Source organism: Amycolatopsis sp. NPDC114504 (genome assembly GCF_055633595.1).
Genome location: NZ_JBVKDU010000003.1, coordinates 1,581,019 through 1,598,323 on the forward strand (window position 1 = coordinate 1,581,019; position 17,305 = coordinate 1,598,323).

At 71.8% G+C, this 17,305-nt stretch carries 17 protein-coding genes; 10 read left to right on the forward strand and 7 right to left on the reverse strand.

Going from position 1 to position 17,305, the window contains the following annotated elements:
* Positions 1 to 53 precede the first annotated feature (53 nt).
* Positions 54 to 719, forward strand: a complete 666-nt coding sequence (thiE, locus tag ACZ7PG_RS28990; protein WP_470242201.1) for a thiamine phosphate synthase — start codon at positions 54 to 56, stop codon at positions 717 to 719.
* 1 nt (position 720) lies between these two features.
* Here the strand turns inward: thiE and ACZ7PG_RS28995 are convergent, their stop codons facing one another.
* A complete protein-coding gene (locus ACZ7PG_RS28995; RefSeq protein ID WP_470242202.1) occupies positions 721 to 1,452 on the reverse strand; it encodes a hypothetical protein in 732 nt (243 codons plus the stop codon).
* 146 nt (positions 1,453 to 1,598) lie between these two features.
* Here ACZ7PG_RS28995 and ACZ7PG_RS29000 point away from each other — a divergent pair, with 146 nt between their 5' ends.
* Complete coding sequence (locus ACZ7PG_RS29000; protein WP_470242203.1) at positions 1,599 to 2,549, forward strand: threonine ammonia-lyase; 951 nt, start codon at positions 1,599 to 1,601, stop codon at positions 2,547 to 2,549.
* On the opposite strand, the gene ACZ7PG_RS29005 is transcribed toward ACZ7PG_RS29000, so the two are convergent.
* The gene (locus tag ACZ7PG_RS29005; protein WP_470242204.1) at positions 2,546 to 4,072 is read right to left on the reverse strand and encodes an MFS transporter; all 1,527 of its coding nucleotides are present in this window, start codon (positions 4,070 to 4,072) and stop codon (positions 2,546 to 2,548) included. The genes ACZ7PG_RS29000 and ACZ7PG_RS29005 overlap by 4 nt on opposite strands.
* Positions 4,073 to 4,114: 42 nt before the next feature.
* Positions 4,115 to 4,870: a GntR family transcriptional regulator gene (locus ACZ7PG_RS29010; protein ID WP_470242205.1), complete on the reverse strand. Its 756-nt coding sequence runs from the start codon at positions 4,868 to 4,870 to the stop codon at positions 4,115 to 4,117.
* Positions 4,871 to 5,018: 148 nt separating this feature from the next.
* On the opposite strand from ACZ7PG_RS29010, the gene ACZ7PG_RS29015 reads away from it, so the two are divergent.
* Both ACZ7PG_RS29015 and ACZ7PG_RS29020 read left to right on the forward strand, forming a co-directional pair.
* The gene (locus ACZ7PG_RS29015; protein ID WP_364630804.1) at positions 5,019 to 6,065 is read left to right on the forward strand and encodes an SIS domain-containing protein; all 1,047 of its coding nucleotides are present in this window, start codon (positions 5,019 to 5,021) and stop codon (positions 6,063 to 6,065) included.
* Entirely contained in the window at positions 6,062 to 7,018 is a 957-nt protein-coding gene (locus tag ACZ7PG_RS29020; protein ID WP_470242206.1) for an N-acetylglucosamine kinase, read from the forward strand. Before ACZ7PG_RS29015 ends, ACZ7PG_RS29020 begins: the two co-directional genes overlap by 4 nt.
* Before the next feature lie 109 nt (positions 7,019 to 7,127).
* Here the strand turns inward: ACZ7PG_RS29020 and ACZ7PG_RS29025 are convergent, their stop codons facing one another.
* Positions 7,128 to 7,790: a DUF3159 domain-containing protein gene (locus tag ACZ7PG_RS29025; protein WP_470242207.1), complete on the reverse strand. Its 663-nt coding sequence runs from the start codon at positions 7,788 to 7,790 to the stop codon at positions 7,128 to 7,130.
* A 252-nt stretch (positions 7,791 to 8,042) separates the two neighbouring features.
* Between ACZ7PG_RS29025 and ACZ7PG_RS29030 the strand changes: the two genes are divergently transcribed.
* The 6 genes from ACZ7PG_RS29030 (at position 8,043) to ACZ7PG_RS29055 (ending at position 12,513) form a co-directional block, all read left to right on the forward strand.
* Positions 8,043 to 8,861 (forward strand): SGNH/GDSL hydrolase family protein, encoded by an 819-nt coding sequence (locus tag ACZ7PG_RS29030; protein WP_470242208.1) that lies wholly within the window; start codon positions 8,043 to 8,045, stop codon positions 8,859 to 8,861.
* Positions 8,862 to 9,036: 175 nt separating this feature from the next.
* The gene (locus ACZ7PG_RS29035; RefSeq protein WP_470242209.1) at positions 9,037 to 9,774 is read left to right on the forward strand and encodes an OmpA family protein; all 738 of its coding nucleotides are present in this window, start codon (positions 9,037 to 9,039) and stop codon (positions 9,772 to 9,774) included.
* 13 nt (positions 9,775 to 9,787) lie between these two features.
* A complete protein-coding gene (locus tag ACZ7PG_RS29040; protein ID WP_470242210.1) occupies positions 9,788 to 10,180 on the forward strand; it encodes a hypothetical protein in 393 nt (130 codons plus the stop codon).
* A 56-nt stretch (positions 10,181 to 10,236) separates the two neighbouring features.
* A complete protein-coding gene (locus ACZ7PG_RS29045; protein ID WP_470242211.1) occupies positions 10,237 to 10,713 on the forward strand; it encodes a DUF6932 family protein in 477 nt (158 codons plus the stop codon).
* Positions 10,710 to 11,594 (forward strand): hypothetical protein, encoded by an 885-nt coding sequence (locus ACZ7PG_RS29050; RefSeq protein ID WP_470242212.1) that lies wholly within the window; start codon positions 10,710 to 10,712, stop codon positions 11,592 to 11,594. Before ACZ7PG_RS29045 ends, ACZ7PG_RS29050 begins: the two co-directional genes overlap by 4 nt.
* Before the next feature lie 250 nt (positions 11,595 to 11,844).
* Positions 11,845 to 12,513: a DUF4190 domain-containing protein gene (locus ACZ7PG_RS29055; RefSeq protein ID WP_470242213.1), complete on the forward strand. Its 669-nt coding sequence runs from the start codon at positions 11,845 to 11,847 to the stop codon at positions 12,511 to 12,513.
* 304 nt (positions 12,514 to 12,817) lie between these two features.
* On the opposite strand, the gene ACZ7PG_RS29060 is transcribed toward ACZ7PG_RS29055, so the two are convergent.
* From ACZ7PG_RS29060 to ACZ7PG_RS29070, 3 genes are all read right to left on the reverse strand, one after another.
* The gene (locus tag ACZ7PG_RS29060) at positions 12,818 to 15,568 is read right to left on the reverse strand and encodes an AfsR/SARP family transcriptional regulator (RefSeq protein ID WP_470242214.1); all 2,751 of its coding nucleotides are present in this window, start codon (positions 15,566 to 15,568) and stop codon (positions 12,818 to 12,820) included.
* Positions 15,569 to 15,970: 402 nt separating this feature from the next.
* Entirely contained in the window at positions 15,971 to 16,873 is a 903-nt protein-coding gene (gene thpD, locus ACZ7PG_RS29065; protein WP_470242215.1) for an ectoine hydroxylase, read from the reverse strand.
* A gap of 28 nt (positions 16,874 to 16,901) precedes the next feature.
* Entirely contained in the window at positions 16,902 to 17,294 is a 393-nt protein-coding gene (locus tag ACZ7PG_RS29070) for an ectoine synthase (protein ID WP_470242216.1), read from the reverse strand.
* Positions 17,295 to 17,305 lie beyond the last annotated feature (11 nt).

Below are 17,305 nucleotides of genomic sequence, written 5' to 3' on the forward strand. Positions count from 1 at the left end.
GACGGCCGGCCTGCTTTGGTCGGATTATCAACCGCCGAGGTACGGTCGCCGCTATGCCCGCCCTCTCCGGTGACAAGATCCGCGCCCGCCTCGACGCCGCGCGCCTGTACCTGTGCACGGACGCCCGCACAGCCCGCGGCGACCTGGCCGCGTTCGCCGACGCGGCGCTGGCCGGCGGCGTCGACATCATCCAGCTGCGCGACAAGACCGGCGGCTCTCCGCTCGAGGCCGCGGCCGAGATCGCGGCGCTGGAGGTGCTGGCCGAGGCGTGCGCGCGCCACGGAGCGCTGCTGTCGGTGAACGACCGCGCGGACGTGGCACTGGCGGTCGGCGCGGACGTGCTCCACCTGGGCCAGGACGACATCCCGGTCCCGCTGGCCCGCCGCATCCTGGGCGACGAGGTGGTCATCGGCCGCTCGACGCACTCCGTTTCGCAGGCTTCGGCTGCCGCTGTGGAGTCGGGCGTGGACTACTTCTGCACGGGCCCGTGCTGGCCCACGCCGACGAAGCCCGGGCGTACCGCGCCGGGGCTGGACCTGGTCCGCGCGACCGCGGCTTCGGCTCCCTCGCGCCCTTGGTTCGCGATCGGCGGGATCGACGGCCCGCGGCTCCCGGAGGTTCTGGAAGCCGGGGCGTCGCGGATCGTCGTCGTCCGGGCCATCACCGAGGCCGAGGACCCCGAAGCCGCCGCGCGAGAGCTGCGGGCCCGCCTCCCCTGACCTACGGGGTCGGGGTGGTCGCCGCGCCCTGGCTGGTCGGCGGGGCCGAGGTCGTCGGCTGCTGGGCCGTTGTGCTCGGGGTCGTCGGGGTGGTCGTCGGGGACTGCGACGACGTCGTCGGCGGGGTGGTCGTCTCCGTGGTCGTCGACGGCGTGTTCGTCGGCGAGTCCTGGGTGTCGTTCGTCGAGGTCGACGGCGTTGTCGACGGGGTCGGGTCCGTGGTGCCCGATCCGCCGCCGAAGATCTTGCCGATGCTCGAGCCCGTGCCCGCCGCCACCTTGCCGCCCGTCGCCGCCTCGACGCCGACGATCGCCAGGATCGCCACCGCGAACGCCACCACGCTCGTGCCGATGATCAACGGCCAGCGCAGCTTCCGCAGCCGCGAAGGCTCTTCCTCGGGCGGTGACTCCGGCCGCGGAAGCCGCACCGTCGGCTGCTCGGCCAGCTCGACCTCGGAACCGGTCCCGCCGCGCCGGCGGATCCCCGACGTCGCCAGCTGCCGGGCCCTCGCCGCCGCCGCGCGCGTGCGCTGCAGCGAGCGCAGGTACACCTCGCCGCCGACCGTCGTGATCACACTCGCCACGCCCGCGCCCACGACGGTCCCCGCCACGCCGAGCGTCGATCCCAGCAGTGCCGCCGTCACCGCCGCCAGTGCCGCTGCCATCACCTGCGCGATCCGCAGGCCTGACTTCTCTTCCTTCGCTTCGGAAGCCGCTGCGTTCTCCTTGCTCATGATCCCGATCCGGTAGTAAGTCTTCTCCCCTGTCCAACGTCTAAGGCGCGCGAGGAACTCCCCGCGTTGCCGTGACGTGAGGAGGACCACTCCGTCTGTCCACAATAGACACTCCGGATCGAACACTTTCTTGACATACTCGGCACATGGAACTGGTGACGATCTCAGACATCGAGGCCGCGGCGAAGCGCGTCCAGGGTGTCGCCGTGCGCACGCCCCTGCTGCTCCAGACGTGGGACCCCCGCGGAACCCTGTGGCTCAAACCCGAAAGCCTGCAACCGGTCGGCGCGTTCAAGGTGCGCGGCGCGTTCAACGCGATCGGTTCCCTCGACGAGCTGCAGCGCTCCCGTGGCGTCATCGCTTACTCGAGCGGCAACCACGCGCAAGCCGTCGCTTACGCCGCGCAGCAGTACGGCGTGCCCGCGGTGATCGTCGTGCCGGACATCGCGCCGCGGATCAAGGTCGAGGCCACCCGCGCGTACGGCGCCGAGGTGATCGAGGTGCCGATCGGCGAGCACGAGGCCAAAGCGCACGAACTGGCCGCCGAACGCGGGCTGACCCTCGTCCCGCCCTTCGACGACGCGGCGATCATCGCCGGACAGGGCACGACGGGCCTCGAGATCGCCGAGGACCTCCCCGACGTCGAGGTCGTGCTGGTGCCGGTCAGCGGCGGCGGGCTGGCGTCCGGCGTCGGCACCGCCATCAGGGCCCGCGCCCCGCACGCGAAGGTCATCGGCGTCGAGCCGGCGCTGGCCGGCGACACGACCGAGGGGCTGCGCCTGGGCCGTCAGGTCGACTGGCCGCAGGCGGACCGCGCCCGGACGATCGCCGACGGCCTGCGCGCGCAGCCGTCGGAGCTGACCTTCGCACACCTGAAGGAGGTCGTCGACGCCATGGTCACGGTCTCCGAGGACGAGATCCGCGAGACCATGCGCACGCTCGCCCGCAAGGCCCGGCTGGTCGCCGAGCCCAGCGGCGCGGTGGCGACGGCGGCGTACCTGTTCCACGCCGAAGAGCTGCCGGCCGGACGCACGGTCGCCGTCGTCTCGGGCGGCAACGCCGACCCGGCGATGTTCGCGGAGATCCTCGCGGGCTAGGAACCGGCGACCGGGGTCCCGCCGCCGCGGACGTGCGTCGGCGGGCCCTCGACACCGCAGTGGTAGCACTCGCCCAGGTGCGGAGACTCGTCGGCGGCCGGGGGCGGAGGAGTCGGGGGCGCGAGGACGCCGTTGTGGATGCCCAGCGCGATCAGCCCGCCGGCGATCGCCAGCGCCGCGCAGATCACCAGCGCCATCCGCCACCCCGCGGTGAGCGCCACCGGGTCGGCGTACGCCTCGCCGGTCAGCCCGGCCGCCGCCGGCAGCACCGCCACCGCCAAGAGCCCGCCGGACCGCGCGATGGCGTTGTTGACCCCGGACGCGACGCCGGCGAAGCGGTCCGGGGCCGCGGCGAGCACCGTCGCGGTCACCGGGGCCACCACCGTCGCCAGGCCGAGCCCGAACACGACGACCGCCGGCAGCACCGCGCCGAGGTAGGACGCGCCGGGCGCAATGCGCAGCATCAGCAGCATCCCGATGCCGACGACGATCGGGCCGACCACCAGCTGCGCGCGCGGCCCGATCCGCTGCGCCAGCGCGCCCGACCGGCCCGACAGCAGCAGCATGACCACCGTGAGCGGCAGCCCGGCCAGGCCGGACGCCGTCGGCGAGTAGTGCAGCGACACCTGCAGCTGCATCACCAGCAGCATCATCACGCCGCCGAGCGCCGCGTACATGGCGAAGGTCAGCACGTTGGCCAGGGTGAACGTCCGGTCGCGGAACAGCGACGGCGGCACCAGCGGCTCGCGCGAGCGGTGCTGGACGACGACGAACGCGGTCAGCCCGGCGATCCCCAGCAGGCCCGCGACCAGCACGATCGGGTCACCGATGCCGCGTCCCGGCGCCTCCACCAGCGCGCCGGTGATCCCGGCGAGGCCGAGCGCGCCGAGCGCCGCGGCGCCGAAGTCCGGGTGCCCGGTCGCCTCCGGGTCGCGGGACTCGGGGACGAACTTCCGGGCCATCAGCACGACGACGACCGCGATCGGGACGTTGATGAGGAACGCGAGCCGCCACGACCAGACCTGGACGAGGAAACCGCCGAGCAGTGGTCCGGCGGCCGCGGCGATGCCGCCGAGCCCGGACCAGGCGCCGATCGCGCGGGCGCGGGCGTCGTGCGCGAAGGACGACTGGAGGATCGCGAGCGACCCCGGCGTCAGCAGCGCGCCGCCGATGCCCTGCAGGATCCGCATCGCGACCAGCATCTCGGTGGACACGGCGGCGGCGCACAGCCCGGAGGCGACGCCGAACCAGACGACGCCGATGAGGTACACGCGGCGCCGGCCGTAGCGGTCGCCGAGCGAGCCGGCGACCAGGATGAGCGCGGCGAGCGCCAGCAGGTAGCCGTCGAGGATCCATTGGAGCCCGGCGACGGAGGCGTTCAGCTCGGCGCCGATGCGGGGCAGGGCGACGTTGACGATGGTGCCGTCGAGCATCGCCATGCCCGAGCCGAGGATCGTGGTGGCGAGCACGCCGCGGGCGGCGTGCGTCCCCCATCGGATCCCGGTGTCTTCGGTGGCAGTCACCCCGCAACTCCACCTTGCGCGGTGATCGCCGTCAACACCGGGTCAGGGCATCAGCGTCGTGACGAACTTGTACCGGTCGCCGCGGTAGACCGAGCGGGCGTACTCGACCGGCTTGCCGTCCGTGGCGAACGAGTGCCGGGTCAGCCGGAGCACCGGCATGCCGACGTCGGCGCCGAGCATCTCCGCCTCTTCCGGACCGGCGAGCGACGTCTCGATCGACTCCTCCGCGCGTTCGAGTTCCACGCCGTAGTACTCGCGCAGAACGGCGTACAACGAACCGCCCGCCGAGACGTGCTTGCGCAGCCCGCGGAATCGGCCGGCCGGCAGGTGCGAAGTCTCCAGCGCCATCGGCTGCGAGTCCGCCAGTCGAAGCCGTCGAAGGCGAAGAATTTTCGCACCAGTACGGATTCCGAGCAGTTTCGCGAGATCGCCCTCGGCCGGGAGCTCCTCGAGCTCCAGCAGCTTCGAAGACGGCTTCAGGCCTTGGCGCCGCATGTCCTCGGTGTAAGAGGACAACTGCAGCCGCTGCGCGAGCTTCGGCTCGGCCGCGAAGGTGCCTTTGCCCTGCACACGGTGCAGGCGGCCCTCGGCGGTGAGGTCCGCCAGCGCCTGGCGCACGGTGGTGCGGGAAACCGTGAACTCCCCGGCGAGCGCGCGTTCGGTCGGGATCGGCGACCCGGGCGGCAGCACGTCCAGGAGGTCGAGGAGGTGCTGTTTCAGCGCCCAGTACTTGGGCTCGCGCTGCCCGCGCATCCCGGCGACGGCACTCGCCTCGCCCGTGGTGGTGGTCTCCAACATGCCCGACTCCCTATGTCTTCCCTCATTGCGCGCCACGTCCCCAGAAGAAACGTACCCTTTTCCCCAAACGCGCCGCCCCACTAAGATTGGTCTAGACCTGACCGACGCCGCCTGAGTCCGGTACATAATGCCGGAGGTGGAGAGGAAAATGATGACCGAACAACGGCCCGGCGAGCACATGGCCGCGGAGATCGCCCAGCAACCGGACGTCCTGGCCGGACTGGTGGGGCGTCAGGCGGAAATCGCCGAGGTGGCGGAAAAGATCTCACAACGGCCCCCGCGCTTCGCTTTGCTCGCCGCGCGTGGATCGAGTGACCACGCAGCGTTGTATGCGAAGTACCTGATCGAGGTACTGCTCGGCCTTCCGGCTGGTCTTGTCTCCCCGTCCACGGCGACGCTGTACGGCGCGCGGCCCGATCTGCGGGACGTGCTGTTCGTCACGGTCAGCCAGAGCGGTGGTTCGCCTGACCTGATCGAGGTCACCGAAACGGCGCGGCGCCAGGGCGCGCTGACGGTGTCCGTCACCAACACCCCGGACTCGCCGCTGCGGGCGGCGTCCGAACTGGGCGTCGACATCGGCGCCGGTCTCGAGAAGGCCGTCGCCGCGACCAAGACGTACTCGGCGACGCTGATGGCGCTCTACCTCCTGATCGACGCGGTGCGCGGCGGCAAGGCGGCCGACGCCGAGAAGATCGGCGAGCTGGCGCAGCAGACCCTCGACGGTGCGGCCGAGGGCGTCCAGCGCGCGGTCGACCGGTACCGCTTCGTGGACCGCGTCCTCACCACCGGCCGCGGCTACTCGTACGCGTCGGCGCTGGAGGGCTCGCTGAAGCTGGCCGAGACCAGCTACCTCGCCGCCCGCGCGTACAGCGGCGCGGACCTGCTGCACGGCCCGGTCGCGGCGGTGGACGGCGAGACCGCCGTGCTCGCGGTGACCAGCAAGGGACAGGGCGGCCAGGCGATGCACGAGGTCCTCGAGGCCGTCGGCAAGCGCGGCGCGGACGTCCTCGCCGTCGGTTCGGCCGCCTCGGAGGTGCCGGCGGCGCTGCGCATCGACGTCGCGCCGACGGTGGAGGAGCTCGCGCCGATCCTGGAGATCCTGCCCATCCAGCGGATCGCGCTCGGCCTGTCGCTCGCCCGCGGCGGCGACCCGGACAGCCCGCGCGGCCTGCTGAAGGTGACCAAGACCAGGTGACCTTCGCGATCGGCGTCGACGCCGGCGGCACGTCGACCAGGGCCGCACTGGTCGACGCCGCCGGCGTCGTGCTCGGCACCGGGCGCGGCGACGGCGCCAACCCCAACGCGCACGCGCCCGAGGTCGCCGCGGGCCGCATCGCCGACGCGATCGCCGAAGCGCTGGGGACGCACGACCCGCGCGACGTGCGGGCGTGCGTCGTCGGCATGGCCGGGGTCAGCAAGCTCAGCGACGTGCGCGTGGCGGCGGTGTTCGACGCGGCGTGGGCGCGGATAGGGCTCACCGGCGTGCGGGTGGTGGCCGACGCCGAAGTGGCGTACGCGTCCGCGACGTCGGCGCCGGACGGGACCGTGCTCGTCGCCGGGACCGGTTCCATCGCGGGCCGGATCCGCAAGCGCCGGCTGGCCGGCACGGCGGGCGGCTACGGCTGGCTGCTCGGCGACGAAGGCTCCGCGTTCTGGCTCGGCCGCGAAGCCGTCCGATCCACTTTGGAGGCTCTCGGGCGCGGCCTGTCCCTCGACGGGCTCCCGTCGGCGGTGCTCACCGAGGCACTCGGACCGTCCGGTTTGGACGTACGGACCGACGCGGAGCGGCTCGCCGCGGCACGCGCGTTGATCACGACCGCCAACGCCGAGGCGCCGGTCCGGCTCGCCCGATTCGCCCCTTTGGTGAGCGCCGCGCACGCCGCGGGCGAGCCCGCGGCGGGCGAAATCGTCACCCGAGCGGCCGAGCTTCTGGTCTCGAACGCCCTCGCCGCGCGCGAGCCCGGCGAGTCGACCCCGGTCGTGCTCGTGGGTTCGGTACTCACCGGAACCAGCCCGGTCGGCGCTCTCGTGCGCCGCGGACTGGCCGGGCTCGAGGTGCTGACCAGCTCGGATGGGGTGCTGGGGGCGGCCTGGCTCGCGGCCGTGGACGCTTTCGGCGAAGGGGTGGTTAGACCAGTATTTCCCTAAAAAATTGAGTAAAACGCGACGCGAAGACGCCAAAACGTCGACTCGACCCCCGTCGGCCGGGTAACGTAGTCCCTGGCCCCCGGACCCTCCCCCCTCGCCGGGGGCCGCCTTATGCCCCGGGTACGTCGTCCGGGCCGGTTTCGGGGGCCAGTCGCAGGCCGGGATGCTCCGGGGGCAACGCCCGGTAGAGCACCCAGCCACTCACCGCCACGGTCAGCGCGACGAGCGGCCACGACAGCACCGTGCGGGCCACGCCGAGCGCGATCACCTGGCCGGACCACCACAGCAGGCCGTAGACGACCACCCGCAGCACGTACTGGCCGAACACCCACACCCAGCTGGCGCGCGAGTAGGCCTTCAGCAGCACGGGGTCGCGCCGCCAGCGCGTCTTCTGGCCGAGCACCAGGCCGACGACGACGCCGAGCAGCGGCCAGCGGATCACGATGCTGGCCGCCCAGAGCAGCGCGCTGGCCACATTGGACATCAGCTGCAGGAGGAAGAAGTCCTGGGCACGGCCGGTGTGCAGGGCGATCAGCGCGGCGGCGACGACGGCGGCCAGGCTGACGACCAGCGCGCGGATCTTCCCGCCGCGGACCATCCGGAAGATCCCGAGGGCCACGGCGACCGCGATGGCGACGCCGGCGCCCCAGGCGATGGACTGCCCGGCCGCGAGCCAGCCGACGACGAAGCCGGCGGGCGGGATACTGGCGTCCAGCGCACCCCGGCGGCCACCGAGGATCTGCGCGAGCGACTCACGGGGTTCTGCGGACACGTGTCCAGCGTGCCGGATGGCGCCGCGGAGGCTGCCGGCAGGGAGATTTACGCCACAAGAGTCTGGTGATTGCCTTCGAGTGTGCGGTCTCACGGCATGCGGTAGGTGAAAACTACGTAATAGAGAGGCGGAGAAGGCCGACAAGATAAGACACTGTTACCGCAGGCTGAACACCGGTGGGGCCCGGATGGTTAGTTGGGGTGTACAACTACATGTCGGGGAGTCGGTCGCAGGACGGGAAGGGGACCCAGCGTGTACGGATTCGACAGCTATGTGGCGATCGGGGACAGCTTCACCGAGGGGCTCAACGACGAGCTGCCGGACGGCTCGTTCCGCGGCTGGGCCGACCGGCTCGCGGAGATCTTGGCCGGGGGGCGAAGCGGCTTCCAGTACGCCAACTTGTCCCTCCGGGGCAAGATGCTCGACGAGATCATGGACGAGCAGCTCCCGATCGCGCTGGAACTGAAGCCCGACCTGGTCACGCTGTGCGCGGGCGGCAACGACATCATCGTCCCGGGGGCGGACGTCGACGCGGTGGCGGCCCGGCTCGAGGAGGGCGTGGCCAAGCTGCGCGCGGCGGGCATCCCGGTGCTCATCTTCAACGGCCCGGACACGAAGGTGTTGTCCGTGATGTCGGTTTTGCGCGGCAAGGTGGGCATCTACAACGCCCACCTGTGGGCGATCGCGGAGCGCCACGGCGCCCGCATGGTCGACCTGTGGACGATGGAGCCGCTGCACGACCGCCGCGCGTGGAGCGACGACCGGCTGCACTTCTCACCGGAGGCCCACCGCCGCATAGCGATGAAGTCGGCGGAGGTCCTGGGGGTCCCGACGGCGGGCGACTGGAGCGAGCCGTGGCCCCCGGAAGCGGTCCCGAACCGCTGGATCGACTCGCGGCGGTCGGACCTGACGTGGACGAAGCTGTACCTGCTGCCGTGGATCCGCAGGCAGCTGCGAGGCCAGTCGATGGGGGACGGGCTGTCGCCGAAGCGGCCCCAGCTCGCACCGCTGCTGCCGATGGACGTCCTCGAGGTACCGGACAACGCCCAGGCGCGGCAGCAGGCCAGCTGAGACGGGTCGTGAGTGAGAAACAGGGTTAGAACACTGTTTCTCACTCACGACCGCCAGTGCCCGGCCGATCACAGCACGGCCAGTTGTCCACATGTCGACTTACCTGGGGACAACTTGTGGACCACCACCCCTTCTCCGGCTCGCCAACCCGCTCCACCCGGCTTACAGTCCCCTTATGTCCGGTGGACGTCGCTGGATCCTCGTGGTCCCGATCGCGGTGCTGGTCACCGCGCTGCTGGCGGGGGTCGTCACCTGGGCGCAAGGCGGGAGCATCCAGCGTGAGCTCACCGCCGACGCCCAGGCCGCGCTCGCCAACGCCGGGCTGACCAAGGGCAACGTCACCTTCGACGGCCGGGATGCCACCCTCACCGGCTTCGCCCCCGATCAAGCGCTCAAAGCCCTCGAAGTCGTCCAGAACGTCGATGGCGTGCGGGCGGCCCAGCTGCAGGGCGACGTCACCCCCGTGGCCCCGAACCCGAACCCGGCCACCACCAGCGCGCCGCCGCCCACCAGCAGCCCGCCGCCGACCACCAGCGCCACCGCTCCGCCGCCGCCCACCGACAAGGCCGGGGTGCAGGCCGAGATCGACCGGATGCTCGCCGAGGCGCCGATCACCTTCGTGCCGGACACCGCCCGGCTCACCCCCGAAGGCGAACAGGCCGCCCGCACCGTCGCGGTCGCCCTCGCCAAGTCGCCGGACACCTTCCGGTACCGCGTCACCGGCCACGCCGCCCGCGGGTCCGGCAGCGCGAGCGGCTCGCTGAAGCTTTCCCGGGACCGTGCCAGAGCCGTCACGCGGATCCTCACCACCAACGGGCTGACAGCCAAACGCGTGACCTTCCGGGGGCTGGGCGACACCCGCCCCGCCGGCGGCGGCGATGAAGACCGGCGCGTCGAGATCACGGTCGTTTAAGGGGTGATGGCGGATGGTGTGGCTGTTCGGGCAGATCTGGCTGTGGCTGATCATCGCCTTCGCCCTCGGCGCGCTCACCTCGTGGCTCCTCCTCCGCACCCGCCGGCCCCGGCCCCAGCCTGAACCCGAGCCCGAGTTCGTGGACGCCTACGACGAGCCCGAGCCGCTCGCCACCGAGCAGACGCAGTTCATCCCCGCGGCCTGGATGCAGCCCGAGAGCGACCGGCACGAACCCGTCCAGGACGACGAAGAACCGGAGCCCGCGGGCCACCGCGAAGGCCGGCTGCCGCTGCCCCCGCAGCGCGGCGCGCAGGCCGAGGACTGGCCGACCGAAGAGGAACCCGCCTGGCCGGAAGCCGACGAGGTCACCCCGCAGTGGCCACACCAGCCTGGGCGCGGTGGCTGACACCCATCCTGGTAAGTTCGGCTACGCACTGTGAGCGAGGCCGAGGAGGGGGTGGCGTGACGCTCCCCCATTGGACGCCCCAGCAGGTTCTGCCGCCGGGCCGCCACGCCTGCGACCTCGCCGACGTCTACGAACGCCTGGTCTTCGACGCCCCGCACCAGAACGAGCGCGAGATCCTCTTCAGCGCGCTCAACAGCTACCTCGGCGTCGCCCGGCGGATCATGCCGACCGGCCGCGCCTGGGTCGGCGGCGAGCTGATCACCCGGACCGCCCACCCGCCGCGCGGCCTCGACGTCGTCCTCATCCCGGACGAGTGGGGCGCGCTCAAGCGGCTCGACGACGCCGGCCGGTCCGCGCTGTACGGCCTGCTCACGCTGCGCGGCGTGATCGTCGGGCAGCCCGCGATGTACCTCGACCAGGTCCAGCCGGTCGGCGGGATGCTGGACGGCTTCCTGTGCCGTCCCGGCGACGAAGACGTCTGGGCCGAGGTCTGGGCCGAAGGCGGCAGGGGCTACCCGGAGATGATCTGGTGAGGAACGAGTTCCGGCGCATCGCCGACGAGATCCCCGGCGGCACGTGGCTCGACGACCTCGCGCGCGCCTCGGCGATGGCGGCGAACGCCAAGTTCGAACGAACGTCCCGCTCGCCGCTGCTGCACGTCTCGGTGATCGGCGAGCAGAGCATCGACGCCTACACCTTCTCCGACATCAGCCGCGCGCTGCAGGACGCGACGGCCAAGATCGGGCACATCATCCGGAACCCGTCCGGCGAGGTCACGATCGTCCAGCAGGCCGATCGCGACAAGGCGCCGCTGATCCAGCGCGGCCAGGCGGGCAACGCGATCTTCCTGGGCTTCCCCGAGCTCGACGCCGTCGACGACGCGCTGATCGTCGACGGCATCGAGACGCTGTCCGAGCGCGCGGTCAAGGAGCTGTGCGACTTCCTGCCGGCCAACGGCTCGGACGACGGCGCGCTCGACGCCGTGCTGCTGCAGCGCGACACCGTCCGCAACGCCGTGAGCGACATCGTCAACGCCGTCGCGAAGAACGCCGGCATCGGGATGGCGCTGACGCCGACGTCGGGCGAGCAGGTCACCCGCAGCATGACCACCGAGCAGGCCCGGATCCTGCAGGGCAGCCTCCGTGAGTCGCGCGAGGAGGTCGGCTACGAGACGGTGCGCGGGCGGCTCGACGGCGTCCGCACCCGCCGCCGGATCTTCTACCTCGACCGCGAGTCGGGCGGGACGATCCAGGGCGCCGTGGCGCCGGACCTGCTCGACGAGATCAAGGAGAACCTCGACCGCCCGGTGACCGCCCGGCTGCGCGTCGTGCGCACGACGACGATCGACGGTCGCCGCGGCCGTCCCGTTTTCGAGCTCCTCGAAATCACTCCCGAAGTGAGCCTTTTCGACTGAGAAGTCCGGCTTGCGACTTTCGTCTTGAACACCGGAACCGACGGTCGTCGTAGGCCGCCCGGCCAGGGAAACAGTGGGAACTCCGATATTCTTCCCATTGATCACCCGGCCACACCCTGCGCACGTTGTCAGGAAATACCGACACCTGCCGCGAAATGGTGGGACAATGACTTTTTCCAGAATGTAACAATTTCGTTCGTGGGCACTCTTATGGGTTAACGTCGTCGCACTCCCACCCGAAGGGGTCCGCATGATGACCGACCCGCAGTACCCGCCGCCGACCGCCGCGCGCCACGGACGGCCCGCGCCACCGGTGACGGCCACGGAGCGTCGTCAAGCGAACGCGAAGCCGGGGCGGAACATCCTCGCGATCGTGAGTCTCGTGCTCGGCGTGGCCGCCCTGGTCGTCGCTTTCGTCCCGGACATCGGGTTCGTCGCGTGGCCGCTGGGCGCGATCGGGCTGGTCTTGGCGGTCGTCGGGCTGACCCAGGTCAAGAAGGGGACGGCGGGCGATCGCGGGCTGGCGATCACCGCCACCGCGGTCTCGGTCGCCGCGCTGCTCTCGACGGGCGGGATGCTGGCGTACTCGACCTTCCTCGGCGGTGGCGAGTCCGGGCTGCACCTGCCCGCGGCGGCCGGGGACAAGCACACCGTGACGTTCCAGGTGACCTCCGCCGGCGGCGCGACCGTGCGTTTCGGCAGCCTGTCGGACCAGCGGACGGAGAACGCGCCGGCCAGCACCGACGCGTGGGAGGGCGCGGCGTCCTACAACAATGGTTCGTACCTGTTGACGCTGACCGCCGACACCCGCAATTCACAGCTCAACAACGAAATCAGCTGCGCCATTCTGGTCGACGGCAAGAAGGTCGCGGAAAACAGCGGGACGACGATCGCGCTCTGCACGGCGAACGTGAGCTGACCTGCGACGACCGGGAGCCTGACGACCGGCCGGCCTACCCCCAAGTCGGCCGGCCGGGCCGTCACGAGCCGCTCCTGGCGGCTCCCGGCCCCGGCGGGGTTTTCCCGCACGGGGCCCGGCGCCGGCGTCTCAGCCTGCCCCTCCCCTAGGGCTCAGCCGGCACTGCCGAACCTACGCGGACGCCGCCCGGGGCCACTAAGAATCCACTAAGGATCGACCCGGGAAGCCGGGTCGTGATCCATTCGCAACCGGCATTTATCTCCATGAATGTGGATCACCGCCGGAAAGTTGTCACGCGAAATCTTCACTGCAGTTCGGCGAGCTCGGTCCGGACCTCACCGACCAGCTTCGGGTGCACCCGCTCGTAAATGCGCACCGACAACGCCAGCTGCTCCCGCGCGCCGTCGAGATCACCGCGAGCCCGCAGCACCCGGCCCAGCGTCAGCCGCAGCGCGCCCTCGCGGGCCGCGAACTCCCGGCTGATCGCGAGGTCGATCGCCTCCCAGACGTACCGCTCCGCGGCCTCCAGGTCGCCCGCCCGCAGGCTGAGCTCGGCCAGCTTGTCCAGCGAGACGACCACGCGGTGGTCGTCGCCGAGCGAGCGGTCGATCGCCAGCCCCGCGAGCTGGTGGGCGATCGCGTCGGGCAGACGGCCCGCGCGCTTCTCCGCCTGCGCGCAGCTGCCCAGCGCCTGGCCTCGCAAAGTGACGTCCGAAGCCTCCGCGATCGCCTTGGCCAGCCGGTCGATGGCCTTCTCGTGCTCGCCGCGCCGGCTCAGGGCGCGGCCGAGGTGCAGGTCGACCGAGGTGACCAGCCGCTCGTCCGCCTGCCCGGCGGACAGCTCCAGCGCCCGCTCGGCGTCGGCCAGGCCGAAGCCCGGCAGGTCGAACGTCAGCGCGATCTCGCACCGCGCGAGCCGCAGCCAGCACTGCCCGGCGACGTCGCCCGCGGCTTCGGCGGCGGCGACGCCGAGGTCGGCCATCCGCGACCACTCGTCCAGCAGCGGGCACGCGACGCGGTAGCCGTGCCCGATCCGCGCCAGCCGCCAGACGTCGTCGTAGCGGCCCGCGGCGTACGCGGCGTCGAGGGCCGCGAGCAGGTTCGGCCACTCGGTCGCGAACCAGTCCTGCGCCGCGGCGAAGCCGTCCAGCGGCGGCATCGCCTCGTCGGCGAGCACGCCGGTGAAGTCGAGCGGGTCGGCGACGTGGCCCAGCCGGCGCCGCGCCCGATCGGCCACCGCCTGGTAGTAGCGGACCGTCCAGCCGACCGTCTCGTCGCGCTCCTTCTCGCCGAGCTCCTGTTCCGCGAGCTCGCGCAGGTAGAGCCAGACGAGGTCGTGCGGGGCGAAGACGTCCCGCGCGGTCTCGGCGATCAGGTTGTGCGCGGCCAGCGCGCGCAGCCGCCGCCGGGCCTCGACGACCGGGATCTGCGCCACCGCGGCCATCAGGTGCGGGCCGACCATCACCCCGGGCACCGCGCCGAGCTGCAGGAACGTCTCGGCGATCTCGCCCGGCAGGCCGCGGAAGGAGACGTCGAACGCGGCGCGCACGCCGTCGTCGGCGCCGTCGACCTGCAGCCCGGCCAGCCGCGTCCGCTCGTTGCCGAGCTCGTCGACGAGCTCCTCCGCGGTCCGTTGCGGACTCGCCGAGAGCCGCGCGCCGGCGATCCGCAGGGCGAGCGGGAGGTAGCCGCAGAGCCGGGCGAGCGTGTGGTTGTGCCCGGCCGGGCCGGCGAGCTCTTCGATGAGCCGGACGGCGTCCTCGGGTGCGAGCGTGCCGAGCACGCGCTGCTTGGCCGCGTTCGACACGGCGAGCCCGTCGAGGCGCGACCGGCTGGTCACCACCGTCATCGTCCGCGCGCTCGGCGGCAGCAGCGGGCGCACCTGCTCGGCGGTGCGGGCGTCGTCGAGCAGCACGAGCATCCGGCGCCCGGCGATCAGCGACCGGTAGAGCGCGACGCGTTCGTGCAGCAGCTCGGGGATCTTGGCTGTCTCGACGCCGAGGCCGAGCAGGAACTGCGTCAGCAGCTCGGCCGGTTCCAGCGGCGGGTGGTGCGGGTCGAAACCGCGCAGTGACGCGAACAGGACGCCGTCCGGGAACCGCGCCGCGACGCGGTGCGCCCACCACACGACGAGGCTGCTCTTGCCGACCCCGGCGGTCCCGGTGACGATCGCGATCGTCGTCTCGCCGGCCTCGGCGCGGGTGACCAAGCTGTCGAGCCAGGCCAGCTCGTCGGCGCGCCCGGCCAGGCTCGGCACCGCGGCGGGCAGCTGCGAGATCGGCTTGCCCGGCTCGGCGGCCGTGGCCGGGGTGGCGGCGGAGCCGCGCGCCGGGAGGTCGTCGTTGAGCACGCGCTCGTGCAGCCAGCGCAGCTCGGCGCCGGGTTCGACGCCCAGGGTGCGGAGGGTGGCGCGCGAGACGGTCCGGTACAGCTCGAGCGCGTCCCCGCGGCGCCCGGCGTGGTAGAGCGCCCGCATGAGCTGGCCGGCGGTCCGCTCGGCGAGGGGATCGGCGCGGACGATCGGGCTCAGCTCGACGATCAGCTCGGCGTGCCGGCCGAGGTCGAGGTCGGCGTCGACGCGGGCACCGTGCACGGCCAGGCGGAGGTCCTCCAGCTCGGGCGCCCGCAACGAGTCGGGCACGCCGCCGAGCGCCGGGCCCTGCCAGAGCGCGAGCGCCTCGGCGAGCAGCGCGGCGGCGACTTCCGGGGTGGCCGGCGACGCGGTGTCGAGCAGGGTGCGCGCCCGGTGGACGTCGATCCGGTCGGGGTCGACGTCCAGCCGGTAGCCCGGCGGGGTGGTCAGGATGCTCGGGCCGTCGATGTCCCGCAGGATCCGCCGCAGGTGGGAGACGTTGCCGTGGACGATGGTCCGGGCGGTGGCGGGCGGGTCGTGGCCCCAGAGCGCGTCGATGATCTCGTCGAGCCCGACGACCTTGCCCGGCTTGAGCGCGAGCAGGGCGAGCAGCCCGCGGACGCCGGGGCCGCCGATCGGGACGGCGACGTCGCCGTCGAAGAGCTGGACGGGCCCGAGCAGCTGGAACCGGCATTCGGCCATGCTCGCGCCCACCTCCCCGGGGGTCTCCCTCGCGCGAAATCAACCTACCGTGGTGACGGGTTGTCGAAGGGGGCCGGTACCAGGAGTTTTGGCCGTTCTGCGGATTCCGCAGCGCCGAGTGGGACGGGGTGCGACATCCACCGGCGGAGCGTCACCCCGGACGTGAGACGACCCCGTACCAGCGGTCCCGATCCGCTGGTACGGGGTCGTCGTAAAACTCCCGGCTGGGCCGCCAGGGGGCGCGGTCCACCCGTCGTCTTCGAAGGCGACCGGGCGGGTGAGCTCACCCCGAGCGAAGCACCCGCCGATCGTCCGCGAAGACGTCTGTCGCGCGGGCCACACGCTCGCACGGTGGCGACACGGTAACAAAGCGCACCGAGTCCGTCACCGGTGGGTTGTGACCTAGCGCGAGATCGGGGTCGAGTCGCGGCCGGCGATGAACGCGGGCCGCGGTGTGCTCGCCGCGAACGGCTCCTGCAACGCGTTCTCCACGCTGTTGAACACCAGGAAGATGTTCGAGCGCGGGTACGGGGTGATGTTGTTGCCCGAGCCGTGCATGATGTTCGAGTCGAACCACAGGGCCGAGCCGGCCTGGCCGGTGAACTGGTCGATGCCGTGCTCGGCCGCCATCTTCGTGATGTCGTCCTCGCTCGGCACGCCCACCCGCTGGTCCTTGAGCGACGCCTTGTAGTTGTCGTCCGGCGTCTCGCCGGCGCACTGGACGAACGTCCGGTGCGAGCCCGGCATGATCATCAGGCCGCCGTTGAACGGGTAGTTGTCCGTGAGCGCGATGGAGCAGCTGACCGCGCGCGGCGACGGCATGCCGTCCTCCGCGTGCCAGGTTTCGAAGTCCGAGTGCCAGTAGAAGCCCGTGCCCTTGAACCCCGGCATGTAGTTGACGCGGCTCTGGTGCACGTACACGTCGGAACCGAGCAGCTGCCGGGCCCGGTCCAGCACGCGCGGGTCGCGCACCAGCTCGGCGATCAGGCCCGAGATCTCGTGGACGTCGAAGATCGACCGGACCTCACCGGTGCGCGCCTCGCTGATCACGCGTTCGTCCCGGGCGAGCTCCTTGTCGGAGGACAGCCGCACCAGCTCCTGCCAGTACGCCTGGACCTCCCCGACGGAGAGCAGGTCGTCGACCACGGTGTAGCCGTTGGTCTCGTGGTTCGCCAGCGTGGCGGCGTCGATCGGACCGTCGGCTTCGGTGCCCCACACCGTGGGGTGCACGCGCGGCAGGTGGGCCGGCGTACCGGTGATCCGGGTCGGGTAACCGTCGTCGACCCGGGTGTCCGTCAGCGTCACGGCTTCGCCTCCTGTTTCCTCGCTGCTCTTACGCTTCCTCGACGACCAGCGGGTACACGCCGTTCTCGTCGTGCACCTCGCGGCCGGTCACCGGAGGGTTGAACACGCACACGCACTTGATCTCGGTCCGCGGCCGGACCTGGTGCTTGTCGTGGTCGTTGAGCAGGTACAGCGTCCCGGGCTTGAGCTCGTACACCTTGCCGGTGGCGAGGTCTTCGATCTCGCCCTCACCGGAGGTGATGAACACGGCTTCGACGTGGTTCGCGTACCAGAAGTCGTTGACAGTTCCCGCGTACAGCGTGGTCTCGTGCACCGAGAAGCCGACGCCCTCCTTGGCCAGGATGATGCGCTTGCTGCGCCAGTTCGGGGTCTTGATGTCGGCGTCGGTGTCGGTGACGTCGTCGAGGGTGCGGACGAGCACGTCGTACTCCT